Origin of the sequence: Duganella levis (assembly GCF_009857605.1) — a bacterium.
GTDB classification, from domain to species: Bacteria; Pseudomonadota; Gammaproteobacteria; order Burkholderiales; family Burkholderiaceae_D; genus Rugamonas; species Rugamonas levis.
Map to the genome: position 1 here is coordinate 189573 of NZ_WWCT01000003.1, position 25793 is coordinate 215365.

General features: G+C 63.5%; 14 protein-coding genes. 5 read left to right on the plus strand and 9 right to left on the minus strand.

Annotated elements, in window-relative coordinates; translation table 11 throughout:
• Window positions 1-3 precede the first annotated feature (3 nt).
• The 5 genes from GTP69_RS06055 to GTP69_RS06075 all read right to left on the minus strand — a co-directional run bounded on the left by GTP69_RS06055 (window position 4) and on the right by GTP69_RS06075 (window position 5787).
• On the minus strand, window positions 4-1029 hold the full coding sequence (locus GTP69_RS06055; protein ID WP_161054036.1) for a glucokinase: 1026 nt from the start codon (window positions 1027-1029) through the stop codon (window positions 4-6).
• A gap of 199 nt (window positions 1030-1228) precedes the next feature.
• Entirely contained in the window at window positions 1229-2179 is a 951-nt protein-coding gene (locus GTP69_RS06060; RefSeq protein WP_110847059.1) for a VTT domain-containing protein, read from the minus strand.
• Between the two features lie 25 nt (window positions 2180-2204).
• The gene (locus tag GTP69_RS06065) at window positions 2205-3875 is read right to left on the minus strand and encodes an ABC transporter ATP-binding protein (RefSeq protein ID WP_161054037.1); all 1671 of its coding nucleotides are present in this window, start codon (window positions 3873-3875) and stop codon (window positions 2205-2207) included.
• Entirely contained in the window at window positions 3872-4855 is a 984-nt protein-coding gene (locus tag GTP69_RS06070; protein WP_161054038.1) for an ABC transporter permease, read from the minus strand. Before GTP69_RS06070 ends, GTP69_RS06065 begins: the two co-directional genes overlap by 4 nt.
• Window positions 4852-5787, minus strand: coding sequence for an ABC transporter permease (locus GTP69_RS06075; protein ID WP_202424313.1), 936 nt, complete (start codon window positions 5785-5787; stop codon window positions 4852-4854). Before GTP69_RS06075 ends, GTP69_RS06070 begins: the two co-directional genes overlap by 4 nt.
• A 329-nt stretch (window positions 5788-6116) precedes the next feature.
• On the opposite strand from GTP69_RS06075, the gene GTP69_RS06080 reads away from it, so the two are divergent.
• From GTP69_RS06080 to GTP69_RS06085, 3 genes are all read left to right on the plus strand, one after another.
• Entirely contained in the window at window positions 6117-8972 is a 2856-nt protein-coding gene (locus tag GTP69_RS06080) for a TonB-dependent receptor domain-containing protein (RefSeq protein ID WP_229260829.1), read from the plus strand.
• A 189-nt stretch (window positions 8973-9161) separates the two neighbouring features.
• Window positions 9162-9293, plus strand: coding sequence for a hypothetical protein (locus GTP69_RS31565; protein ID WP_267874569.1), 132 nt, complete (start codon window positions 9162-9164; stop codon window positions 9291-9293).
• 210 nt (window positions 9294-9503) lie between these two features.
• Window positions 9504-12170 carry a TonB-dependent receptor gene (locus GTP69_RS06085; protein WP_229260830.1) on the plus strand — a complete coding sequence of 889 codons (2667 nt, stop codon included), beginning with the start codon at window positions 9504-9506 and terminating at the stop codon, window positions 12168-12170.
• 87 nt (window positions 12171-12257) lie between these two features.
• Here GTP69_RS06085 and aroG read toward each other — a convergent pair whose 3' ends face one another.
• Window positions 12258-13328: a 3-deoxy-7-phosphoheptulonate synthase AroG gene (gene aroG, locus GTP69_RS06090; protein WP_161054040.1), complete on the minus strand. Its 1071-nt coding sequence runs from the start codon at window positions 13326-13328 to the stop codon at window positions 12258-12260.
• 335 nt (window positions 13329-13663) lie between these two features.
• Between aroG and GTP69_RS06095 the strand changes: the two genes are divergently transcribed.
• Both GTP69_RS06095 and GTP69_RS06100 read left to right on the plus strand, forming a co-directional pair.
• Window positions 13664-16297 (plus strand): TonB-dependent receptor, encoded by a 2634-nt coding sequence (locus GTP69_RS06095; protein WP_161054041.1) that lies wholly within the window; start codon window positions 13664-13666, stop codon window positions 16295-16297.
• Window positions 16298-16552: 255 nt separating this feature from the next.
• Entirely contained in the window at window positions 16553-19189 is a 2637-nt protein-coding gene (locus tag GTP69_RS06100; RefSeq protein ID WP_229260831.1) for a TonB-dependent receptor plug domain-containing protein, read from the plus strand.
• A gap of 79 nt (window positions 19190-19268) precedes the next feature.
• Here the strand turns inward: GTP69_RS06100 and tldD are convergent, their stop codons facing one another.
• The 3 genes from tldD to GTP69_RS06115 are packed head-to-tail and all read right to left on the minus strand — an operon-like array spanning window position 19269 to window position 25753.
• A complete protein-coding gene (tldD, locus tag GTP69_RS06105; protein WP_161054042.1) occupies window positions 19269-20729 on the minus strand; it encodes a metalloprotease TldD in 1461 nt (486 codons plus the stop codon).
• Between the two features lie 42 nt (window positions 20730-20771).
• Window positions 20772-21572, minus strand: a complete 801-nt coding sequence (locus tag GTP69_RS06110; protein WP_161054043.1) for a carbon-nitrogen hydrolase family protein — start codon at window positions 21570-21572, stop codon at window positions 20772-20774.
• On the minus strand, window positions 21569-25753 hold the full coding sequence (locus tag GTP69_RS06115) for a YhdP family protein (protein WP_161054044.1): 4185 nt from the start codon (window positions 25751-25753) through the stop codon (window positions 21569-21571). The genes GTP69_RS06110 and GTP69_RS06115 overlap by 4 nt, the downstream gene beginning before the upstream one ends.
• Window positions 25754-25793: the final 40 nt, after the last annotated feature.

Consider the following 25793-nt stretch of genomic DNA (forward strand, 5'->3'; position numbering starts at 1 on the left):
AACTTACACGGCGGCAAGTCGATCCGAAAGAATGGCAGAAACACCAACAAATGCCGGGTATTCCGCGGTAATCACCCAGGTCGGCACTGCCGCCAGGTATTTGTCGAAACGGCCCTTGGCTTCAAACCGGGCGCGGAAACCGGAGCGGTCGAAACGCTCGCCCAGCTTCGGCACGATGCCGCCACCAATATAGATACCGCCCTGCGCACCCAGCGTGACGGCGATATTGCCGGCAATCGTGCCCAGCATGCAGCAGAACACTTCGATTACTTCATCGCACAGCGAGCATTCGCCGGACAGCGCGCGGCGCGAGATCTCGGCGGCGCTCAGCTTTTCCGCCGGCAGGTCGCCGATATCGGCCAGCGCGCGGTAGATCAGTTCGATACCGGCGCCGGACATCAGGCGCTCGGCCGACACGTGTTCAAATTCTTTCCATGCAAATTGCAGGATCGCCAGTTCGGTTGGATTGGCTGGCGAGAAGGTGACGTGGCCGCCTTCGCTCAGCAGCGCGGTCCAGCCGTCCTTGCCTGGAATCAGGCCGGAAACACCGAGACCGGTGCCGGCGCCGATCAGACCCAGCGGGGTGCCCGGCACGCCGACGCCACCACCCACCTGATGCTTCTGGGTGGCCGACAGCTGCGGCAGCGAGCTGGCCAGCGCGGTGAAATCGTTGACCACCACCAGCGTGTCGAAGTTGACTTCGCGGCGCAGCGCCTCGATGGAGAACGCCCAGTGGTGATTGGTCATGCGCACCATGTCGCCGGTGACCGGGTTGGCAATGGCGATGGCGCCGTTGCGGATGCCGGTCACGCCAGCCTCGGCGACAACAGGCGAGGCCAGATACGCAACCAGGGCGGCGGCCAGGGTTGGGTAGGCGGCGCACGCCAGCACTTCGATCGCTTCAATCCGGCCAGGAGCGGTTTCCAGCGCAAAGCGCGCATTGGTGCCGCCGATGTCCGCCAGCAGACGCGGGCCACCAGGGAATACAGTGGTCAGGGAGGGAGGCGTTTGTACGGACTGAGCTGTCATGATTGAGCGAAAATAGTTGAGGCTTAAGCTTAAGGTATTTTCGCCACCCCAGGCAAGCGAAGTTTGTAGTTTTAGTACAGTTTGCTACAGAAGTTTGAAATGAGGAATATTTGCGCCGTAGTATGACTACCAGCCCACCAAGTGGAAGCGGTTCCATTTTGCACATAAAAAAGCGCCGCAGGAAGGCGGCGCAATCTTGTCAAACCGAGGCAGGCGTGTCTTGCGGCAGCGACTCGCTGCGGAAGGCGGCATTCCACGCCTCCAGCCCGCCATGCAGCGGACGGGCGCGGTGGAAGCCCTGCCCGATCAGGCTCTTGGCCACATGCGCGGCGGTCACGTCGTTGGGGCAGCTGCAATACACAATGATCGGCCGGCTCTTATCCAGGCCAACAATCTCCGCACTCAGCTCGCCACCATTAAACAGCAGCGCGCCGGGCACGGCCGGGTCCAGCATTTGTGCGGTAGCGCTGCGGGCATCGATCAGGATCGGCTCATGCCCCTGGTCCATCAGCTGCTTGAAATCCTCGACGGTAATCCGGTCGATCTCCACCGACTGGCGAAAACGCTTGCGCTCCACATATTTAAACGCCACGAACAAGGCCAGCAGCACCAGCAGCACGATCAGCGCGGTCGAGCCCATGGTACTGAGAATATCCAGCAACTGGTCGACACTGGTGTGGAAGAACGCGCCGATGCCGATGCCGGTGCCGGCCCACAGCAAACTGCCCATGACGCTGAAGCACAGGAAGGTGCCACGGCTGGTACCCAGCGCGCCAGCCAGCGGCGGCGCAATCACGTTAAAACCGGGAATGAACTTGGCGACGATCAGCGCCTTCGGGCCCCAGCGCTTGAAGTTGTCTTCAGTCTGGCTGACGCAGTAATCCGGCGACAGCGAAATCTTGCACAGCAGCTTGAGGATGCGCTTGCCGTAGAAACGGCCGGCGCGGAACCAGAAGCTGTCACTGATCAGACAGGCGAGCATGGCCACCGCCAGCACCGAGATCCACGGCGTGTCGCCATCGACCGACATGGCGCCGGCCACGATCAGAATCGGGAACGCAGGAATCGGCATGCCGATCTGTTCGACCAGCACAATCCCGAACACAATCAGGACGCCATATTCTTGGAGCAGGAGGATTAAATTCGCCATACAGATATCTTAACTTAAAAAACGCTTAACCGCTGCCGGGGATCGCCGCCAGCAAGGCCCGCGTGTAAGGATGTTGCGGGTTGCGATACAACGTATCCGCATCGGCCAATTCCACTACTTGTCCTTGTTTCATAACCATCACCTGATCGGCCATGTACTTCACCACCGACAGGTCATGCGAGATGAAGATGTATGACAGACCCAGCTCATCCTGCAAATCCTGCAAAAGGTTGAGCACCTGCGCCTGTACCGACACATCCAGCGCCGACACCGACTCGTCGCACACCAGGATTTCCGGCTGCAAGGTCAAACAGCGGGCAATGGCGATGCGCTGCCGCTGGCCGCCGGAGAACGCGTGCGGATAGCGGGACATGGCAGATGCGGGCAATCCGACTTTTTCCAAGAGCGCTTGCGCCATCGCCCGGCGCGCTTGCTCATCGGCGCCGATGCGGTGGATGCGCATCGGCTCCAGCAAAATGTCGCCGACGGTAAAGCGCGGGTTCAGCGACGCATACGGATTCTGGAACACGATCTGGACGCGCCGTTTGTACGCCTGGAACTCGCGTGCGGACAGGCTGAGCAAATCGCGGCCGTCAAACAGCACGCTGCCGCCGCTGGCCTGATGCAGCCGCAGCAAGGTCAACCCGACGGTGGTCTTGCCTGAGCCGGACTCCCCGACTACGCCCAGCGTCTTGCCGCGCGCCAGCGTGAACGACACGTCCTTCACCGCGTGGAATTCGCGCTGGCGCCACCAGCCGTCGCGCAGCGTAAAGTGCTTGCTGAGGTTGCGCACTTCCAGCAGCGGCTGATCGTCCGGCGAAGCGCCGCGCCGGCGTTCGGGCTGGGGTGGCGGCGTCGCGCCATCCAGATAATCGGCGATGACCGGCAGCCGCCACGGCCGCGCATCCAGCGTCGGGCGGCAGTGCAGCAGCGCCCGCGTGTAGGCGTCGGCCGGCTGTTGCAGCACTTGCTGCGCCGCCCCCGCCTCGCGCACCTCGCCGTGGCGCATGACGATGACGTGGTCGGCAATCTGCGCCACCAGCCCGAGATCGTGCGTAATAAACAGTACCGACATCGCGCGCCGCTGTTGCAGGCGCGCGAGCAGTTCCATGATCTGCTGCTGGATAGTGACGTCGAGCGCGGTGGTCGGCTCGTCAGCGATCAGCAGCTGCGGTTCGCAAGCGATGGCCATGGCGATCATCACGCGCTGCTGCTGGCCGCCGGACAGTTCGTTCGGATACGCATCGATGCGGGCGGCGGGGTCGGGAATGCCAACCTCCTCCAGCAACTCCAGCGTACGGCGGCGCGCGTGAGCACGGCTCATGCCCATGTGCAGCTTGAGCACCTCGGCGATCTGCGCGCCGACCGTGAAGACCGGATTGAGCGACGACATCGGCTCCTGGAAAATCATGGCGATGTCCTTGCCGCACAGCGCGCGGCGCTGCTTGCCGTCCAGCGCCAGCAGCTCCCGGCCGTCAAAGCGGATGCTGCTGGCCGGATCGACCATCGCCGCCGCCGGATCGAGCAAGCCCATCACCGCTAGCGACGCCACCGACTTGCCGCTGCCCGACTCGCCCACCAGCGCCACGGTGGCGTTGTGCGGCACGCTGAAGCTGATGCCCTTGAGCGCCTCGGTAGTGCTGTGGCGGTCGAGGCGGAAGGCGACGCGCAGGTTGCGCACATCAAGCAAGCTCATGATTTCACCTTGGGGTCGAGGGCGTCGCGCAGCGCGTCGGTGAACAGCGAGAACGCCGTCACCAGCACGGCCATGGCGCTGGCCGCCGCTGCCAGTTGCCACCAGCGTCCCAGCAGCAACTCGTTCTGCGCCTCGTTCAGCATGCTGCCCCACGAGACGGTGCCGACCGGCACGCCAAAACCGAGGAAGCTGAGGATCACTTCCGCCTTGATGAAGCCGACCACCAGGATCGACAGCTGCACCAGCACCACATGGCTGACGTTGGGGAAGATATGTCGGAACATGCGGCGCCAGTGCGAGGCGCCGATGGCGTCGGCGGCCAGCACGTATTCGCGCGTCTTGTGCTTCAGGTATTCGGCGCGGATCAGGCGGTACGGGCCGGTCCAGCCGGTCAGGCCAAGAATCAGCACGATGGTCAGCACGCCCTTCTGTTGCAGCACCGCCGCCACGGCCAGGATCATCAGCACCGAGGGGATCGCCGTGAACACGCTATAGAACCAGTTGAATACATCGTCCACCACGCCACCACAGTAGCCGGACAGCGCGCCGAACAGCGATCCCAGCCCCACCGCCAGCGCGGCCGCCACCAGCCCGACCACAATCGAGGTCTCGCCGCCCTTGATGGTTTTCTTGATGACGTCATGCCCCCACTTGTCGGCGCCGAACGGCAAGGTGGCGCGCCGCGCACTGTCGGCCGCGGGCCCACGCGCCGCCAGTTGCGCGCGCAGTTCACGGATATCCGCCGCCAGCGGATCGAAGGGATTATCGGGCAAGGCTTGCTGCTGCGCGGCCGCTGCCGGCGCGGTGGCGGTGTCCGCGCCGAGGAAAGTTGGCGGACCGTAGCTGACGCCCGCCTCATGCTCCCAGTCTGCCGCGACCAGGCCGGTGGCCGACAAGACCACCATCAGCAGGAACGCCACCACCACCGCCAGCGACGCCATCGCCACCCGGTCCGCGCGCAAACGCTGCCAGGCCGTCATGCGAGCTTCACCCGTGGATCAACCGCCTGGTACAGCAGGTCGGTCAGCAGATTGAACACCATCGTGGCAACCGCCACATACACCGTAATCGCCTTAATCACCGGAAAATCGCTGCGCTCGACAGCCAGGATCACCTCCCTGCCAATGCCCGGAATGCCAAAGAAACGCTCCAGCAGAAACGCGCCGATGAACAAGGCCGGCAGGTTGGACATCACATGCGTCAGGATCGGAATCGCCGCGTTGCGCAGCACGTGCACCCACATCACGCGCCGCTCGCTCAAGCCCTTGGCGCGCGCCGTACGCACATAATCCTGCCCCACCTCATCCAGCACAAAGCTGCGGAACAGGCGCAAGGTCGGCGCCAGCGACACCGCCAGCCCGATCAGGATCGGCAGCACCGCATAGCGCCAGCCGCCCCAGCCCTGCACCGGAAACCAGCCCAGCCGATACGCCAGCCCGTACTGGAACACGATGATATAGACCAGGATGCTGATCGACATCCCCACCGTACAGGCCAGCATCACCGCGCGGTCGGTCAGCGAACCGCGCACAAAGGCGACCGCCAGCGCCAGCGCGATGCCGATGCCGGTTTCCAGCACCGTCAGCGGCGCCAACACCGCCAGCGACGGCCCCAGCCGCGTGACGATCAACGCCGATACCGGCTCGCCGGTGGCCCAGCTCAGGCCGAAATCAAAGGTGGCGATCTGCTTGATGAAGATCCACAACTGCACGTAGTACGGCTGGTCCACGCCCAGCTGGCGGCGGATATTGGCGATGCTGCCGGCATCCGACATTTTGCCCGCCAGCAAGTAAGCCGGATCGCCGCCCACCCAGTTAAACAGCAAGAACAGCAGCAGCACCACGCCCAGCATGGTTGGCAGCATTTGCCACAGGCGGCGAACGAGATAGCCCAGCACAGTCACTTGTCGCATAAATGTAACGCCATGTATCCAGATGAACCTGGGTTAATAAAATTACCTCGCACTACGATGAGGCAAGGTTTTGATAACTCGGCGATATATTCGCTCTTTTTTTGATAGCAACACAATGTTTCCAATTGTTTCCAATCCATACGCACCAAATTAGAGCGTTTTTTGCGCGGGGCCGGTGCGAAAGCGCCCGTTTTCTTCACCTGGTTTTACCTGGCTTTGCAGATTGACAGTAAATGACGGCGAATGATTTGATGAATAAGCAAACACAACAACTACACGCATCTTCGTCGTTTTAAATGGGAGAAACAATAATGATGGTTGAAACAGTAATGGCCCGTTCCGTTCGTTTGGTCTGCGCCGGTGGCCTCGTGCTCGGCATGCACGCAGCCGCCATGGCCCAGCAGGCGGCCGATCCCGACACGATTACCCGTGTGGAAATCACCGGTTCCTCGATCAAACGGATCGCCAAGGAAGGTTCGCTGCCGGTGCAGACGCTGACCCGCGCCGACATCGAGCAAAGCGGTGTGCAGAACGTCGCCGACCTGGTCGCGCAGCTGCCGTCGATGCAAGGCTTCATCACCTCGTCGGCCTCGGTCAACGGCGGCGGCGGCGGCGTGCAGACGGCGTCGATCCACGCCATCGGTACCCAATACACGCTGGTACTGCTGAACGGCCGCCGCATGGCGCCGTACGGCACCGGCAGCGCGGTCAACCTGGCCAGCATTCCGCTGGCGGCCGTGGAGCGCGTCGAGATCCTGACCGACGGCGCCTCGACCCTGTACGGCTCGGATGCGATTGCCGGCGTCATCAACTTCATCCTGAAGAAAAACCAGACCGACCTGGTGGTCGAAGGCACTTACAACTCGCCGCAAAAATCCGGCGGCAAGAGCGCCAACTTCTCCATCAGCAAAGGCTGGGGCAATGTTGAAGCCGACGGCTACAACCTGCAATTATCGTACAGCCACGACGAACAGAAAGAGCTGAACGCTGCGCAGCGCGACTTCGCCAGCTCCGGCGTGCACAAGTTCAGCAACAACGGCAAGCAATACGCCACCTGGCAGACCTCGATCAACTCGACCCCGGCCAACGTGGAAGTGGTGACCGCCAACGACGACGTGGTGCTCAACACCGACCTGCTGAACAAAAACGGCTGTACCCAGGCCAACACCTTCTCGCGCAGCGGCGCCTGCCGTTTCGACTACGCCGCCACCGTGCAGCTGCTGCCGGAACTGAAGCGCGACAGCGTGTTCGTCAACGGCACCCTGAAGCTGGGCAAGGACACCACCGCCTTCAGCGAACTGGTGCTGTCGAAATTCACCAATACCGCGCGCTATGCGGCGGCCGCGCAACCGCTGACCGTGTTCAGCACCGATCCGGTCACCGGCGTCAAAACCGTCAACAACAACTACATCGGCGCGTATAACAGCGCCATCGTGCCGCTGCTGGCCGGCCAGGGCATCAACGCCGCCGACGTCACCGACGCCCTGTTCTACTACCGCGGCGCCGACGCTGGCGGCCGTACCGACGAATACCGCACCGACGCCGTCCACTTCGTCGTCGGCGTCGACAGCAGCTACGCCGGCTGGGATATGGGCGCGACCTTCACCCACTCGCAAAACAAGCAGACCGACAAGGCGCTGGCCGGCTACATGAGCGGCGACAAATTCGAAGAACTGATCCGCACCGGCAAGTACAACCCGTTCGTGTCCACCAGCGGCGCCGCCTCCGTGCTGGCCGCCGCCGTGCTGCATCAGGATCTGGGCGAAACCAAGTCGAAGATCGACGTCGCCAGCGCACACGCCTCGCGTGAAGTGTTCGACTTGCCGGGCGGCGCGGCCGCACTGGGCGTCGGCGCCGACTTCACCAAGCAGACCTACCAGGACACGCCGTCGAAAATCGCCATGGGCCCGGGCGCCGGCAATCCTGGCTGGACCGACGTCGAAATCGGCGGCGGTACCGGCTCGCAGGCGCTGGACGCCAGCCGCAACAACTGGGGCGCGTTTGCCGAGTTGCTGATGCCGATCGCCAAGGATCTGGAAGCCACCACCGCCGTGCGTTACGACAGCTATGACGCGGTCCAGAAGCACAACGTCAGCTACGACTCCACCGGCAAGGCAGCGCCAGGCGGCAAGCTGGGCGAAGACGTCGCCAAGGCCACCTACAAGCTGGCGCTGCGCTACACGCCGACCCAGTCGCTGCTGCTGCGCGGTTCCTACGGCACCGGCTTCAAGGCGCCAACCATGAACAACATCGCCGACCCGCTGAAAAACGCCGGCTCGTCGAACGCCTTCGCCTGCCCGGTCAAGGCGCCGGACCCACGCGCGGTCTACTGCCGTCCGGGTTCGTCGGAATATGGCCTGCTGGACAGCGGCAACCCGGCCACCGGCGCCGGCGCGCTGAAAGCCGAAACCTCGAAACAGGCCACGCTGGGCTTCCGCCTGGAACCAACCACCATGCTGTCGGTGGGCCTGGACTGGTGGGACGTCAAGCTGAAGAACCAGATCCGCACCTTCTCGCAGGATCAGCTGTTCACCAACCCGACCCTGGCCAACCAGTGGATCGCGGTGTACGCCGACCCTATCCAGAAGAGCAATGTGCTGGTGGCCGTGCGCTCGCCGCTGAATCTGGCGTCGTCGCACTTCTCCGGCCTGGACTGGGACACCACCTTCCGCGCCGCCACCCCGGTCGGCAAGGCCAGCATCAACTGGACCGGCACCTATATGCTGAAGGCGGAACAGGATACGCCGGGCATCGGCACCGAGAAATCGATCGGCCGCTTCAACTCCTACGATGACGTGGTGTTCCGCGTGGTCAGCCGCCTGATCTTCACGCTGAAGACCTCGGACAAGCTGAGCAACTCGCTGACCGTGAACTACCGTTCCGGCTACCACGACAAAGTGCTGACGGCGGATGACGCAGCTGTGCGCGTCGTGAATGCCGACGGCAGCATCGGCGGCGTGACCGGCATGGAACGCGACGTCAAGTCGTACACCACGCTCGACTACCAGGCCAAGCTGAACTACATCAAGAACCTGACCGTCACCGCCGGCATCCGCAACCTGCTGGACCAGGACCCTCCGTTCACGGTCCGCAACTCGGGCGGCGGCAACCAGGTGGGCTACGACGGCCGCTACGCCGATCCGCTGGGCCGCACCTTCTACGTCACGGCGCAGTACAAATTCTAAAACTGTGAGTTGACCTCTTCGGGCCGGCATTTGCCGGCCCTTTTTTATTATTCACGCAGAACATATCTCATATGGCCTAAGATATCCGTTTTGGCTATGGCACGTATCAGAACATAGAATTATATTTATATCTGAGCTTCCTGTAATCTACACCCATCGACATTCACCGCAGTACACAGGAGAGCTTCCATGACCACCGCTACCGCCACTTACGCCGCCAAACCAGCCAAGCCAGCGACCACCCTGTCGTGGAAACGCATCATCCGCCGCGCCTTCGAAACGCTGGGCAAGCACTACTCGCACGGTCCGTACATGCTGTAAAGCAGCCGCTGCAAAAAACATCAAGGGCCACACGGCCCTTTTTTTTCGTCGTTGTTTTTTACAAACAGATAACCTTACATAATTGACACCCCGGCGCAAGCAGTTAATTATCGGGCAATGGCCTCCCTACCGGCGGTCATCACCAGCCACCAACTTTCCATCAGGAAGTTGATTTGATAATAAGACGAAGTTCGCTTTGGGAGTAGAGCAATGATGAAAGAGACTGTACTGTCCCGTTCCATGCGCCGTATCTATGCGAGTGGCATGCTGGGCCTGGGACTGATCGCGCCGATGGCGCACGCACAAACCGATGCACCGATGCAGCGCGTGGAAATCACCGGCTCGTCGATCAAGCGGCTGGCGGCGGAAACCGCCAATCCGCTGACCGTCATCAAAGCCGACGACTTCATCAAGCAGGGTCTGACCACGGCGCAGGAAGTGCTGGACCGGATTCCATCCAACAGCTCCAGCTTCGGTTCCAGCAACGTGGTGGGCGGCAACAGCTCCGGCCTGCCGACCGGCGGCCAGGCCAGCGCCGACTTGCGCGGCCTCGGCGGCGACAAAACGCTGGTGCTGCTGAACGGCCGCCGCATCGCCAACCACCCATACGACGGCGCCAGCGTCGACCTCAACATCATTCCGGTATCGGCGCTGGAGCGGGTCGAAGTGCTGCGCGACGGCGCCTCGGCCATCTACGGCACCGACGCCATCGGCGGCGTGATCAACTTCATCACCAAGCGCTCGGTGCAGACCACCACCATCACCGCCGAAGCCATCCTGCCGCGCAAGGACGGCGCCGATGAGAAACGCGTCAACCTGTCGAGCGGCTTCGGCAATCTCGACACCGACGGCTACAACGTCTTCGGCGTGTTCGATTATCACAAGCTGGACATTCTGACCTCGCAGCAGCGCGACTTCTCCAAGACCGGTGTGATTCCCGACCGCGGCCTGAGCCTGACCTCCGGCACCACCTTCCCCGGCAACTACTTCGACCCGACCTCGGGCGCCACCGGCAACCCCTACTTTGCGGCCGGCTGCGACGCCCCGCTGTCGCTGCCGATCTCCGGCAACGGCACCTGCCGCCAGGATTACACGCGCCAGATCGACGACCTGCCGGAACAGAAGCAGACCTCCTTCTTCGGCAAGGCCACCTTCAAGCTGAACGGCGACCACCTGGCGTCGATTGAATACCTGCATTCGGAAAACGATGTGGTGTCGCACACCGCGCCGCCGCCGCAAACCGGCCTGCTGCTGCCGATCACCAGCAAATACTATCCGGGCAATTCCGGCGGCGTGCCGGCCGTGGCCGGGCTGTCGGGCGACCCGCTGTCGGTCAACTGGCGGCCGACCGAAGCCGGCCAGCGTGAAATCAACTCCAAGGGCGCGGCCGACCGCCTGGTGTTCAGCGCCGAAGGCCTGTTCAAGAGCTGGGACTACAAGGCCGGCTTCACGCTGTCGGAAAGCCGCTCGGCGGAATACTTCACCAACGGCTACGTCAACGACGCCAAGTTCGCCGCCGGCGTGGCCAACGGCATCCTCAATCCGTTCGGCAAGCAGGACGCCGCCGGCAAGGCCTACCTGGAAAGTACCGCGCTGCGCGGCAAGGTGCAGAACGGCAAGAGCCGCAACACCGGCATCGACGCCAAGGCCAGCCGCGACCTGATGGACCTGGCCGGCGGCAAGCTGGCGGTCGCCATCGGCGGCGAACTGCGCCGCGAAGAAGCCGACTTCATCGTCAACCGCGACATCGCCGGCCAAGCCTCGTCGTCCGGCCTGTCGGGCTCGCAATCGACCGACGGCGCCCGCACTATCAAGGCGATCTTCGGCGAGGTCAACCTGCCGCTGCTGCAGGACCTGGAGGTCAACCTCGCGGCCCGCTACGATGATTACAGCGACGTCGGCAGCACCACCAATCCGAAACTGGGCCTGCGCTACCAGCCGACCAAGGAAGTGCTGCTGCGCGGTTCGGCCTCGACCGGCTTCCGCGCGCCGACGCTGTTCGAGAAGAATGCGCCGCAGTCGAAGAACGATACCAACAACTCGTACAACGACCCGATCCTGTGCCCGGGCGGCGTGCTGTCGTCCAACCCGATCGCCAATCCGCTGCGCGACTGCGACCTGCAACAGTTCAAGCTGCAAGGCGGCAACCAGAACCTGAGCCCGGAAAAATCCAAGACTTTCTCGGTTGGCGTGGTGCTGGAGCCGATTCCGCAAGCCACGGTGGCGATCGACTACTGGAACATCCGGCTGAAGGACAAGATCAACGCGCTGCCGGAAGAAGCCATCTATGGCGACTACGCGAAATACCAGGCGCGCTTCCTGCGCAATCCGGACGGCTCGCCGTATGCGATTCTGGACTTGAAGGAAAACCTGGGCAAGGTCAACACCGACGGCGTCGACCTCAGCGTGACGCTGCGTTCGGGCGCTACCCAGGCCGGCAATTTCACACTGACGCTGGATGGCACGTATGTGCACAAGTATGAGTACCAGGACGAGCGCGATGGCCCGTTCATCCAGAACGTCGGCCGCTATGCGGCGAATAATCCGGTGTTCCGCTGGAAGCACAACCTGGCGCTGAACTGGCGCCTGGCTGACTGGAATGCGACGCTGGCGCAGTCCTACAAATCGGGCTATACCGACCAGAACCTGGACATCGAGGACAAGTACCTGAACAAGGTGCCGTCGTATGCGCTGTGGAATCTGAGCGGCAGCTACACCGGCTTCAAGGGCTTCATCCTGACCGCCGGCGTGAAGAACCTGCTCGACAAGGAGCCGCCATTCTCCAACCAGGGCACCTTGTTCCAGAAGGGCTACGATCCGCGCTACACCGACCCGGTCGGCCGCGCGCTGTACCTGCGCGGAACCTATAGCTTCTAAGCTTTAGAAGCTGACGGCACCGCCGCAACCCGCACACCGCTGCGCCAGGGTCTGCCCCCGTACGGGGTCAGACCCTTTCGTTCGGGGTCACTTTTCGGCGGCTTGCGTCGCCAAACGGCGCTGACGCACGGCGGCCGCCAGGCCTTGCAGCACCTGCACGCTGCTGTCCCAGTCGATGCAGCCGTCGGTAATCGACTGACCGTAGGTCAGCTCCTTGCCCGGCACCAGATCCTGCCGCCCTGCCACCAGGTGCGACTCCACCATCACGCCGACAATCCGCGTATCGCCCGCCGCTACCTGGCCGCCGATATCGGCACACACCGGCACCTGATTCTCCGGCTTCTTCGAACTATTCGCGTGCGACGCATCGATCATCAGGCGCGGCGCCAGGCCCTGCCCCGCGATCGCCTTGCACGCCTCGTCCACACTGGCCGCATCGTAGTTCGGCGCCTTGCCGCCGCGCAGGATGATGTGGCAATCCTCATTGCCATTGGTCGACACGATCGCCGAGTGGCCGCCCTTGGTCACCGACAGGAAATGGTGCGGCTGAGAGGCCGCCTTGATCGCATCCACCGCAATCCGCACATTGCCATCGGTGCCGTTCTTGAAGCCCACCGGGCACGACAAGCCCGACGCCAGCTCGCGGTGCACCTGCGACTCGGTCGTGCGTGCACCGATCGCGCCCCACGAAATCAGGTCGGCGATGTACTGCGGCGAGATCACATCGAGGAACTCGGTGCCGGCCGGCAGGCCCAGCTCGTTGATGTCGCGCAGCAGCTCGCGCGCCATGCGCAGGCCGTCGTTGATGCGGAAGCTGTTGTCCATGTACGGATCGTTGATCAAACCCTTCCAGCCGACCGTGGTGCGCGGCTTTTCGAAGTACACGCGCATGACGATTTCCAGGTCGCCGGCCAGCTCCTGGCGCAGCGGCGCCAGCAGGCGCGCGTATTCCATCGCCGCCTTCGGGTCGTGGATCGAGCACGGGCCGATCACCACCAGCAAGCGATCGTCCTGGCCGTGCAGGATGCGGTGCAGCGCCACGCGGGCGTTGGCGGCAGTCTGCTCCGCTGCTTCCGTGCACGCAAACTCGCGGATCAGGTGGGACGGTGGCGTCAATTCCTTCATCTCGCGGATGCGCAAATCATCGGTACGGGGCATTGCTGTTCTCCAAGTGATCTAAAAACATGGGTAAAAAAAAACCGCCTCGAAGGGAGGCGGTTTTTTGAGGATTCTGCTGGGACTCGTCTTGCTTCTACGTGCACCGGCCGCTATCCACCGCCTGAAGGGTAGGAAAGCTAAAGTAAAACCAGCCGGTAAAGAAGAAGTGGGTCATGTCGGTCCGTAAAGTGTTCGACGACTATAACAACAACTTGCGCCGTTTGGCAAGCGCTTTATCGCGCACATCTGATGCAGATCAGGTTTCACCCAATTGAACCCAGCAAAACTGAAAGGCTGCGCATGCATCCGCAATGCGGCTACTTCCCGGGAGAAACATGATGACCAAACGACTTTACACGCAGCTCGCCATGGCGTTGTTGGCGGCCAACGCCGCCGCCCAGACTACGGAACCGGAACCCACCATGCAACGGGTGGAAATCACCGGCAGCTTGATCCGCCGCATCGCCAGCGAAACCGCGCTTCCGCTGACCTCGATCCGTGCCGAAGACTTCGCGCGCCAGGGCATGACTACCGTTCAGCAAGTGCTCAACAGTATTCCGATGAACCAGACCTCGCTGTCCAGCGCGCAGTCGATCGGCTCCGGCACCGGCGGCCAGTCGCAGGCCGATTTGCGCGGCCTCGGCGGCGAGCGCACGCTGGTGCTGCTCAACGGCCGCCGCATCGCCTCCCATCCGATCATCGGCGACAGCGTCGACCTCAACGTGATTCCGCTGTCGGCGCTGGACCGGGTGGAAGTACTGCGCGACGGCGCCTCGGCCGTGTATGGCAGCGACGCCATCGGCGGCGTCATCAACTTCATCACCAAGCGCCAGGTCAAGGGCGGCGAAGTGACGGTGGAAGCCTACCAGCCGCAGGAGGAAGGCGGCGGCAGCGAGCGCCGTCTCAACCTCAGCGGCGGCTTCGGCGACCTTGCCACCGACCGCTTCAACATCTTCGGCGTGATGGACGTGCACCGGCAACTGGCGCTGCCGGCCACCGCGCGGCCGTTCTCGGCCACCGGCGTGATTCCCAGCCGCGGCGTCAGCCAGACCAGCGGCACGCCCTTCCCCGCCAACTTCTTTTCCGACAACGGCATCAGCGGCAATCCCGGCTTTGCCAGCGGCTGCCTGCCGCCGGCGTCCATTCCCAACACCACCGGCTCGCCCACCTGCCGCTACGACTACACGCGCGAAGTGGACGACATCCCCTACACCAAGCAGGAATCGTATCTGGGGCGGCTGTCGTACAAGCCGAGCGACGACCACACGCTGGCGCTGGAAGCGCTGCACGCACGCAGCACCAACACCGCGCGGGTGGCGCCGCCGCCGTTGGCCGGCATCGGCATGATCATGCATGGCGACAGTCCCTACTATCCGGGCGGCAGCGCCGGCGTGCCGGCCGTCGCCGGCCTGACCGGCGAAGACCTCGACATCAGCTGGCGGCCATTGGTCACCGGCCGCCGCGCCGACTACTCCACCAGCACCGCCGACCGGCTGGTGCTGAGCGCCGAAGGCACGCTGCAAGGCTGGGACTACAGCGCCGGCCTGAGCCACTCGATCAGCCAGGCCGCCAGCGCCTTCGCCGGCGGCTACGTGATCGACCAGCGCATGATCGACGGCGTCGGCAGCGGTCTGCTGAATCCGTTCGGCGAGCAGAGCGCGGCCGGCCTGGCCTACCTCAACGACTCGCTGCTGATCGGCGAATACCTGCGCGCGCGCATGCGCTCCACCGCGCTCGACGCCCGCGCCAGCCGGGAGCTGACGCAGCTGCAAGGCGGCGCGCTCGGCTTCGCGCTGGGGGCCGAGGCGCGCAAGGAACGCGCACTGTATTCCGTCAACCGCGCGCTGGCGTCGCAAGCGTCCAGCTCGGGCTTTGCCGACGCCCAGGACCAGTCGGGCGACCGCCGCATCTACGCGCTGTTCGCCGAACTCAACGCACCCGTGATCAAGAACCTGGAACTCAACGCCGCCGCCCGCTTCGACCATTACAGCGATGTCGGCCGCAGCTTCACGCCGAAGATCAGCGCGCGCTACCAGCCGGTCACGCCGCTGCTGTTGCGGGCCTCGTGGAACCGCGGCTTCCGCGCGCCGACGCTGTTCGACCTGCACGGCCCGCAGACGGTGACCAATACCTCCGATCCGTGGAACGATCCGGTGCTGTGCCCCGGCGGCGTGCCGGTGCCCGGCGCCAACCCCAACCTGTCGTGCGACCAGCAGCAGAACAAGCGCCAGGGCGGCAATCCGGACGTCAAGCCGGAGCGCTCCAAGACCTACAGCGCCGGCGTGGTGTTCGAACCGGTGCGCGCGCTGACGCTGTCGCTCGACTACTGGAACATCCGCCTGCGCGACCAGATCAACGCGCTGGCCGAACAGACCGTGTTCAACGACTACGCCAAGTACCAGAGCCTGTTCCACTACAACGCAGCCGGCACCCGGCTCGATTACGTCTCGCTGATCACCAACAACCTCGGCGAAGTGAAGACCAGCGGCATCGACGCCAGCGTGCTGTGGCGCATGCCGCAGGGGCCGTACGGCACGGTCTCCTTGCAGATCGACGGCACCTGGGTGCGCAACTACGATTACCAGAACGAGCGCGGCGGCGTGTTCACCGAGAATGTCGGCCGCTACGCCGACGCCACACCGGTATTCCGCTGGCGCCACAACGCCACCATCAACTGGAGCAAGGGGCCGTGGGGGGCGTCGCTGACCAACCGCTATATGTCCGGCTACACCGACCAGAACGGCGTCGAGCCGGAGTTCTTCAACCAGGTCAAATCGTATTCGGTGTGGTCGCTGTCCGGCAATTACACCGGCATCAAGCATGTCGACCTGACGGTGGGCGTGCGCAATCTGCTGGATGAAGAGCCGCCGTTCACCAACCAGAGCACCACCTTCCAGCAGGGCTACGATCCGCGCTACACCGATCCGCTTGGCCGTACGTGGTATGCGCGCATCACCTACAAGTTCTGACATAAATTTACACTACACACAGTCACGTAAATTTCATTGGAGCTGTAAGCATTTGTAATGCGGGCGGAACGGGCGTGTGGCGCGCCTTTCCGCCCAATCGGCCGCACCGCAGGCGCCACACCGGCTTTACATCTGTAACGCTTTGCACGGCGCGTACTTGTTCAAGCGTCATTGTTCACCTCCTGTCCCGATGGTCTGATGGCCTTTGCTCAAAAAGCAAACACCCATTCCCATATCCATGCAGGAGTTAAAACAATGATGATTGAAAGAGCGATGTCCCGTACCTTGCGTGCGCTGTTTGCCGGTGGCCTGTTGGTCGGCATGCACGCAGCACAGGCGCAAACCGATGAGGCACCGATCCAGCGCGTGGAAGTGACCGGTTCCAGCATCAAGCGCCTGGCCACTGAAACGGCACTGCCGATCACCACCATCAAGGCTTCCGACTTCGAAAAGCAAGGCCTGACCACCGCTGCTGAAGTGATGAACACGCTGTCGATGAACCAGAGCGTCACCGGCAGCAGCCAGTCGGTCGGCTCCGGCACCGGCGGCATCGCCACCGCCGACCTGCGCGGCCTGGGCAGCAACAAGACGCTGGTGCTGCTGAATGGCCGCCGCCTGGCCAGCCACCCGTTCAACGGCTCGTCCGTCGACCTCAACATCATTCCGCTGTCGGCGCTGGAACGCGTCGAAGTGCTGCGCGACGGCGCCTCGGCCATCTACGGCACTGACGCCATCGGCGGCGTGATCAACTTCATCACCAAGCGTTCGGTAACCGGCGCCACCGTCAGCGTCGAGCGCTACCAGCCGCAGGCCAGCGGCGCCGGCGCCGAGTCGCGCCTCAACCTGTCGGGCGGCTACGGCGACCTCGACAAGGATGGCTGGAACATCTTCGGTGTGGTCGACCTGCACAAGCAGACCGCGCTGCAAGCCGTGGACCGCGACTTCTCCAGCACCAGTGTGCGCGCCGACAAGGGCATCAACAACAGCAGCGGCACTTCGCAGCCGGGCAACTTCTACTCGGACAACGGCATCACCGGCAACCCCTACTACGCCAGCGGCTGCCTCGGCAAGGGCCTGATCGCCAAGTCGAACGGCACCTGCCGTACCGACACCATCGCCTACATCCAGGACATTCCGAAGACGCAGCAGGAATCCTTCCTGGGCAAGGCCACTTTCAAGCTGAGCGAAGATAATGTCGCCACGATTGAGTACCTGCACAGCCGTTCGACCAACCAGAGCAGCATCGCACCGTCGCCGCTGACCGGCATCACCATGACCTCGGCCAGCCCCTACTATCCAGGCGGCAGCGCCGGCGTGCCGGCCGTGGCCGGCCTGACCGGTGAAGACCTGACCATCAACTGGCGCACCGTGGCCGCCGGCAACCGCATGGGCTACGACACCTCGATTTCCGACCGCCTGGTGGTAGCGTCGGAAGGCCTGGTGGCGGGCTGGGACTACAACGTCGGCCTGACCTACGGCATCAGCAAGGCCGCCAGCGCCTTCGTCGGCGGCTACACCAACGACTCGCTGATGAAAGCGGGCGTACTGAGCGGCATCCTGAATCCGTTCGGCGAACAGTCGGCCGCCGGTAGCGCCTACATCGACGCGGCCCAGTTGCGCGGCGAATACCTGGCCGCCAAGATGACCAGCGTCGGTGTCGACGCCAAAGTCAGCCGCGAGATCTACCAGCTGCCGGCAGGCGGCGTCGGCTTTGCAATCGGCTCGGAATTCCGTCACGACAAAGCCACCTATGACGTCAACACCGCGCTGGCGTCGCAGGCATCGAGCTCCGGCTACGCCGATGCGCAGGACCAGGCCGGCCAGCGCAACATCGCTGCGCTGTACTCGGAAGTCAGCGTGCCGCTGACCAAGACGCTGGAACTGTCGGGCGCCGCCCGTTACGACCATTACAACGACGTCGGCGGCAGCTTCAATCCGAAGATCGGCCTGCGCTGGGAAGCCAGCAAACAGGTGCTGTTCCGCACCTCGTACAACACCGGCTTCCGCGCGCCGACGCTGTATGACCTGCATGGCCCGGCCACCTCGACCTTCACCAGCAACGCCTACGACGACCCGGTCCTGTGCCCGGGCGGCGTGGCGGCGGCCGGCGCCAATCCAAACGTGGCCTGCGCGCAGCAGCAATACATCCGTAGCGGCGGCAACGCCAACCTGAAGCCGGAGAAATCCAAGACCTTCGCGCTGGGCGTGGTGTTCGAGCCGGTCAACGCGGTCAGCGTGTCGTTCGATTACTTCAACATCAAGATCAAGGATTCGATCGGCACCGTGTCCGAGTCGACCATCTTCGGCAACTACGACAAGTACAAGGACTACTTCGTCTACTCGGCCGACGGCAAGACGCTGCAATACGTGAACGCTGTGCTGGACAACCTGGGTGAAGTGAAGACGTCCGGCATCGACACCAGCCTGCGCTGGAAACTGCCGCGCACCTCGGTGGGCGACTTCGGCTTCCAGTTCGACGGCACCTGGGTACACAGCTACAAGTACCAGAACGAGACCGGTGGCGAGTTCGTGGAAAACGTCGGCGTGTATGGCGACAATGCACCGGTGTTCCGCTGGAAGCACAACGCCACCATCAGCTGGAAGAAAGGTCCGTGGAGCGCCAGCTTCTCGAACAAGTATCTGAGCGGGTATGTGGATGAGAATGATGTGGCGGATGCGTACTACCACAAGGTGCGCGCGTACTCGACCTACTCGCTGTCGAGCAGCTATACCGGTTTCAAGAATACCGACCTGACGGTGGGTATCAAGAACCTGTTTGACAGCGCGCCGCCGTACACCAACCAGGGCACGACGTTCCAGAGCGGTTACGATCCCCGCTTTACCGACCCGCTGGGCCGCACGTTCTACGTAAAGGCCAGCTACAAGTTCTAAAACAGGTCGCTCCCGCGCAGGCGGGAGCCCATACTGAGCAAGCGTTCTATAGGCTCCCGCCTGCGCGGGAGCGACGCAATCAGGCAGTACCGCCAACGGTCACGCCGTCGATCCGCAGTGTCGGCTGGCCGACGCCGACCGGCACGCTCTGGCCTTCCTTGCCGCACACGCCCACGCCCGGATCCAGCTTCATGTCGTTGCCGATCATCGACACGCGGTTCAGCACTTCCGGACCGTTGCCGATCAGGGTCGCGCCTTTCACCGGGTAGGTGATCTTGCCGTTCTCAATCATGTACGCTTCGCTGGCCGAGAACACGAACTTGCCGTTGGTGATATCGACCTGGCCGCCGCCGAAATTGACCGCATACAGGCCGTTCTTCACCGACGCCAGAATCTCGCCCGGATCTTTATCACCACCCAGCATATAGGTGTTGGTCATGCGCGGCATCGGCAGGTGCGCGAACGATTCGCGGCGCGCGTTGCCGGTCACCGGCATCTTCATCAGGCGCGCGTTCATGGTGTCCTGGATATAGCCCTTCAGGATGCCGTCTTCGATCAGCGTGGTGCACTGGGTTGGATTGCCCTCATCGTCGATATTCAGCGAACCGCGGCGATCCGCCAGCGTGCCATCGTCGACCACGGTCACACCTTTGGCCGCCACGCGCTCGCCGATGCGGCCGGAGAAGGTCGACGAACCCTTGCGGTTGAAATCGCCTTCCAGACCGTGGCCAATCGCTTCGTGCAGCAGGATGCCCGGCCAGCCAGGGCCCAGCACCACGGTCATCGGACCGGCCGGCGCCGGACGCGCATCCAGGTTCACCAGCGCCGATTTGACGGCCTCAGTTGCGTACTCTTCCAGCAACGTATCGCTGAAGTAGCCATAGTCGTAGCGGCCGCCGCCGCCGGACGAACCCATTTCACGACGGCCGTTCTGCTCGACGATCGCGGTCAGCGACACCCGCACCAATGGACGGATATCGGCCGCCAGCACGCCATCGCTGCGCACCACCAGTACCACATCGTATTCGCCGGCCAGGCTGGCCATTACCTGCACCACGCGTGGGTCCTTGGCGCGCGCCATCTTCTCGATGCGCTCCAGCAGCTTGACCTTGGCGGTCGCGTCCAGCGACACCAGCGGGTCATGCGGCAGGTACAGCGAACGGCCGCCGACCTGGTTCATCGCGCCGGCCACCTTGATCTTGCCAGCGCCGGCACGGGCGATGGTGCGGGTGGCGGAGGCGGCATCCATCAGCGCCGCTTCGGAAATCTCGTCCGAATACGAAAACGCGGTCTTGTCGCCCGACACGGCGCGCACACCGACGCCCTGATCGATCGAGAAACTGCCGGTCTTGACGATGCCCTCTTCCAGGCTCCAGCCTTCGTTTTTGGTAAATTGGAAATACAAGTCGGCATAGTCGACTTTGTGGGTGAACATGCTGCCCAGGGTCTTGAGCAGCTTGCCTTCGTCCAGCCCGAACGGCGTCAGCAGGATATCGCGCGCTACGGCCAGGGTGGACAGGTTCGGTTCAAATGGCTTCATGGTGATGCTTTCTGTTAGGTGTTACCGGCATTGTAGTGGATATCACATGGTCCGGTGTTTGAGCGCCGGCAGGCTGTCGCGCACGCCTTGCATGTATTCGGGGTCGATCACGCCCTGCACCACGCCCTCGCCCTCGGCCAGCACCGACTTGACCGTGCCCCATGGGTCGATCAGCATGCTGTGGCCCCAGGTGCGACGGCCGTTCGGATGGATGCCGCCCTGCGCCGCCGCCAGCACATAGCACTGGTTCTCGATGGCGCGCGCGCGCAGCAGGATTTCCCAGTGCGCCATGCCGGTGGTGTAGGTGAAGGCGGCCGGCAGCACGATCAGCGACACCGGGCCCATGGCGCGGAACAGTTCCGGGAAGCGCAGGTCATAGCAAACCGACATGCCGACCTTGCCGAACGGCGCCTCGAACACGCCGATGTTCTTGCCCGGCACAATCGTCTTCGATTCGTTGTACGACTCCGTGCCCTTGGTAAAGCCGAACAGGTGGATCTTGTCGTAGCGGCTGACGTGCTCGCCCTGCGGGTTGTACACCAGCGTGGTGTTGATGACCTTTTCGGCATCGTCCGACGCCAGCGGCAGCGTGCCGCCTATCAGCCAGATGCCCAGTTCGCGCGCCAGCCCGGACATGAAGTCCTGGATCGGCCCTGTGCCCAGCGGCTCGGCCACCTTGACCTTGTCGCTGTCGGCCAGGCCCATGATGGCCCAGTATTCCGGCAGCAGCACCAGCCCGGCGCCGTCCTTGGCGGCCTGGGTAACCAGGCGGCGCGCGGTGGCGATGTTTTCATCCACGGTGGGCGAGGAAATCATTTGTACGGCGGCGACGGTATGGTTCATGGCGATCCCTTTGACGGTTCCAGTTTTGTGGCATCCAGCTTGGTGACGACCGGCGCCTTCCACGGCCCGGACACTTGCATATGATAGGTCAGCGCCTTCATCACCGGCGCACTGAGGAACAGCTGGGCCAGGAAACTGCCGAGGCCGATGACGGGGTTGACCGCCAGCGCATACACCAGCGGCGCCGTGCCCAGGTTGACCTCGGGAATCACCACCACATGCAGGTTGGTGGTTTCATTGGCGATATCGGCGCTGCCGTCCATCAATACAGTGGCGGCCACGCCGTGCATTTTCAAGTTGTCGGTTTTAACGATGCCGCGGTTGATGTTGGCGCTGGCGGTAATGCCGTCAAACGCCAGCCCTTCCGAGAACACATCGTGGAAGTCCAGCTTGAGCAGGCGCGGCAAGGCTTGCAGGCTCAGCACGCCCAGCAGCTTGGCTGCGCCCGGGTCCTGCTTGAGGAACTGGCCCTTCTCCACATTCAGCGTGATCTGGCCGGACAAACTCGGCAGGTCCAGCGAGTACGGCAAGCCCTTCCAGGCGATATCGCCTTTCAGCGAACCCTTGCCGCCCTTCAGCGTATCGAGATAGCCAAAGCGTTCCAGCAACTTGCCCGCATCGATGATGCCGAGGTTGAAATTCAGGCTGGTGTCGTGCACGCCGTCCTTGCTGACCCACTTGCCCGAGCCGTTCAGCTCGCCGTCGGCATTGGTCAGCGACAGCTTGCTGACGCGCCATTCGCGCGCATTCGCCAGCTGGGCGTTGTTGGCTTGCAGTTCCAACCGGCCCAGTGGCTTGTTGAACAGTTCAAAGCGCTCGACCACCACATCCAGCGCCGGAATGGTGGCGGCCGCGCTCTTGTCGTCCAGCAACGCCTGGACGTCGCCCGAGGCCGATTCCGGGATGACCAGCGACGACAGCCGCGCCGTCACCTTGCCGAGGCCGGCGCCGGTGGACGGTTCAGCCCAGGTAACGTAGCCATTGGCCTGGGTTGAGTCGATGCTGGCCTGCCACATGCCTTTTTTATGGGTAACGCCGACCACCACGTTTTCCAGCTTGCGGCCGCCGATCACCAGTTCGCTGGTGCGGGCGGCGATGGCGTCGGGCATGACGTACTGGGAGAAATCGCCGACATCGGAAGGCGACGCCAGCGCCGCCGCCGAGCCGGCAGCGGCCGGGCCGGCAATGGCGTCGCCGAAGTCCAGCCAGTTATCGACGTTCAGCTGGTTCATGCTGATATTGAAGGCCAGGCCGCTGTCCGGCTCCGGCGCCGGCGTGTTGACGCCGATGCCGCCGCGCACCAGCTTCCAGTGCTGCTTGCTTTGCTTCTGGCGCTGGTAGCGCGCGGCGACGCCGCTGCCGAGGTTGATGCGGATATCGTCATGCAGGAAGCCGGCCGCGTCCGCCGTCAGGCCGCTGGTCAGCACGAAGCGCAACGGCATGCTGTCGGTGGCGGTTTTGTTGACCGGCGCCGGCAAGTCCAGCGCCAGCCCGGTCAGCGACGACTCAACCGCGACGATGACCTGATGGTCGCGCGCGGTCACCGTGCCGCTGTAGCGCGTGCCGCCATTGAAGTGGCCGGCCAGGCGCTGCATGGCCGGCATCTGGAAGGCCTGGCGGAAGCCATCGGCCGTCAGCAGGCCGCCCAGCTTGACGACGATGGCGCCATCCTTCTGGCTGCCGCCGGTGATCGATACCGGGCCGCCGAGGAAATTGCCGCTGATCTGGTTCAGGTTGACGCCGCGCTCGTTAAATTCAATCTTGCCCTGCGACGATTGCACCACCGGCAAATCGTTCATCAACACGATGTCGTTGTTGGCCAGCTGCACCGTGCCCTGCACCTTGGTGTCGATCGCGTGCGCCAGCGGAATGCGCAGGCTCAGCGTCAGCTTGGCGTTGCCGCTGGCTTGCGTCTCGTCGGTGAAGTGCGAAATCCACTCCAGCACCGGGCTGATGGTCAGGTAGCGCAGGAACTCCTGCATCGGCGCGGCGGCGTTGCCGTCGATCTCCAGCATGGAATCGTGCACGCTCAAGTCCGGGATCACGGCCTTGACGTTGCTCAGCGCGGCGCCGGCGGTTGTGGCGGTGTCGCCACGGATTTCCATGCGCGCGCCTTCGAACAGGAAGCTGCCCTTGATGTGCTCGGCCTGTGGCCACAGCGGCAATGGCTGGCCGTCCTTGCCCAGTTCCTTGCCGTCGTGCAGATAGTAGCCCGGCTCGTAATTCAGCTTGGCGTCGGTCAGCTTGCCGGCCACGCGGAATTCGCCGCGCGCCTTGTCGTCCTTGAACGGGAAATGGGTCAGATCGCCGCGCAGGCGGATCGTGACGTCGCTGGCGACACCGCCTTCCAGCGCGCCGGTCAGCCAGTGGGTCAGGTCGTGCGGCGTCTGCATCGGCAGATAGCGGCCGATGCGGTTGATCTGGAAGCCGGTCAGCGTGCCGCTCAGGTCGGCCTTGCCCGGTCCCTTGCCGGCCAGCGAGAGAGTGTGCGAGCCTTGCAGCGTGCCGCTCATGCCTTCCTGCTCGAAGTCCATCGAGTCGATCTGGAACAGCAGCTGATTGTCGTCCTCAAACGACCAGCGCGCCTTCAGGTTCAGGTGATCGAACGGCATCGACGCTTCGGCGAAATAGTCCGGCATCTGCAACACCAGCTGCTGCGAGGTCAGGCTGAAATTGCCGCCGCGCTCGGTGGCGTCGATCGAGCCGCTGAGGTTATCGAAACCGGGGATGGCGGGCATGCCGGCAATCGCCGGCGTCTTGCCGCTCTTCGGCTGCGCCAGGCGCGGCGGCTGCGGCTTCAGGCCCAGCCCGACCAGGTCGCCCTTGACGCGGTAGGTCTGCAAGGCCGGGAAAGTGCCCTGCCACTCGGCGGAAAAATTCTGCAACAGGCCGCGCGGCGCGAAGCCGGCCACCATCTTGTGCTGTTGTTCGTTCAGCGGCAGGCGCTCGGCCAGGCCGGCCAGGGTTTGCAGGTCCAGCTGACGGGCCCGTACTTCGAAGCGCTCCGGCTTGGCGCCGGCTGCCGCCACGTAATTTTCCGACAGCGAGGTCGGCGCCATCACCAGGCCGTCGCGGGTGGTCAGCGTCAGGTTGTTCAGTTCCAGGCTGTGGCCCAACGCGCCGAAGCGCGGCGTGGCGGCGCCCTGGCGCGCGGCCGGCGGCCGGATGTCTTCGCGCACAGCAATGCGGCCGCTCATCTGCTGCAAGTCCAGCAACGGCAAGTCCTTGCCCAGCACGGCGGTGATGTCATCCAGGCCGACATCGGCGGTCAGGTTGGTCAGGCGCGACTGGTCGAAGCCGACCCAGGCGCGCAGCCGGCCGTGCCCCTTGCTCAGGTCAAACGGATAATCGACCCAGGCCTTCCACGCCTGCAAGTCGGTGTTGCGGATGTCGGCATAGACCTCGCCCTTCCACATGGAGAAATTGGAGATGCGGGCGCCAAACGCCGGATGGGTAAAGTCGGCGCGGAAGTCGAGCGGCTGCGCCAGCTCGGCCGGCGGCGTGGCGCGCACCGACAACTGGTGATGCAGCCACTGGTTGCGCAGCACCAGCTGGAAGTTGTCCAGCGCCAGCGGCGGCGCGTTGCGCAGGCGGTCGGTCCACTGCACGCGGCCGTCGCGGATGACGATATCGCGCTGCAACAGCAGCCAGTCCAGCCCTTTGCCGTCGCTCGGCTTATTGGGGTCGATGAACATGCCGGCCACATACAGGCGGCCATCGGTCTCGCGCACGATGGACAGGTCGGGCCGCGTCAGTTCCAGCGAACGGAAGCGCAGATTGCCCGTCACCGCTGTCCACCACGACAGCGTGGCCGACACGCTCGGCAAGCGCAGCGCTGGACGGCCTTGCGGATCGTGCAGCACCACGTCGCCCAGGAACAGGTTGGGCCGGAAGCCGTTCCACGAGGCATACACGCGGGAAATCGTGACCTGGTTGCCGACCGCGCTGCTGGCGGCGCGCTCGATATCGCCCTTGTAATGGTCGATATTCGGCAACACTACATAGCGCAATGTCAGGAACAGGATGGTGAAAGCAAAATACAGCAGCAGTACCAGCTTCAAAATGAAGCCCAGTACGTGATGGGTGGCCAGATTGCAAATCCGATAGGCGGTACGAAGCCGGTGCCAGCGCGCAGCCAATGGGCCTTCGCCTGTCACGGTCTCCTCTTCTGGTTTTTGCATTAATACGCTAATAAATCAGGCCATGCGTCAAATAAGTACG

Coding starts and splice junctions, on each gene's coding strand:
- GTP69_RS31565 (WP_267874569.1), top strand. CDS start 9,162: ATGACCACCGCTACCGCCACTTACGCCGCCAAACCAGCCAAGCCAGCG.
- GTP69_RS06080 (WP_229260829.1), top strand. CDS start 6,117: ATGGCCCGTTCCGTTCGTTTGGTCTGCGCCGGTGGCCTCGTGCTCGGC.
- GTP69_RS06115 (WP_161054044.1), bottom strand. CDS start 25,753: ATGCAAAAACCAGAAGAGGAGACCGTGACAGGCGAAGGCCCATTGGCT.
- tldD (WP_161054042.1), bottom strand. CDS start 20,729: ATGAAGCCATTTGAACCGAACCTGTCCACCCTGGCCGTAGCGCGCGAT.
- GTP69_RS06095 (WP_161054041.1), top strand. CDS start 13,664: ATGATGACCAAACGACTTTACACGCAGCTCGCCATGGCGTTGTTGGCG.
- GTP69_RS06065 (WP_161054037.1), bottom strand. CDS start 3,875: ATGAGCTTGCTTGATGTGCGCAACCTGCGCGTCGCCTTCCGCCTCGAC.
- GTP69_RS06070 (WP_161054038.1), bottom strand. CDS start 4,855: ATGACGGCCTGGCAGCGTTTGCGCGCGGACCGGGTGGCGATGGCGTCG.
- GTP69_RS06110 (WP_161054043.1), bottom strand. CDS start 21,572: ATGAACCATACCGTCGCCGCCGTACAAATGATTTCCTCGCCCACCGTG.
- GTP69_RS06085 (WP_229260830.1), top strand. CDS start 9,504: ATGATGAAAGAGACTGTACTGTCCCGTTCCATGCGCCGTATCTATGCG.
- GTP69_RS06060 (WP_110847059.1), bottom strand. CDS start 2,179: ATGGCGAATTTAATCCTCCTGCTCCAAGAATATGGCGTCCTGATTGTG.
- GTP69_RS06055 (WP_161054036.1), bottom strand. CDS start 1,029: ATGACAGCTCAGTCCGTACAAACGCCTCCCTCCCTGACCACTGTATTC.
- GTP69_RS06100 (WP_229260831.1), top strand. CDS start 16,553: ATGATGATTGAAAGAGCGATGTCCCGTACCTTGCGTGCGCTGTTTGCC.
- aroG (WP_161054040.1), bottom strand. CDS start 13,328: ATGCCCCGTACCGATGATTTGCGCATCCGCGAGATGAAGGAATTGACG.
- GTP69_RS06075 (WP_202424313.1), bottom strand. CDS start 5,787: ATGCGACAAGTGACTGTGCTGGGCTATCTCGTTCGCCGCCTGTGGCAA.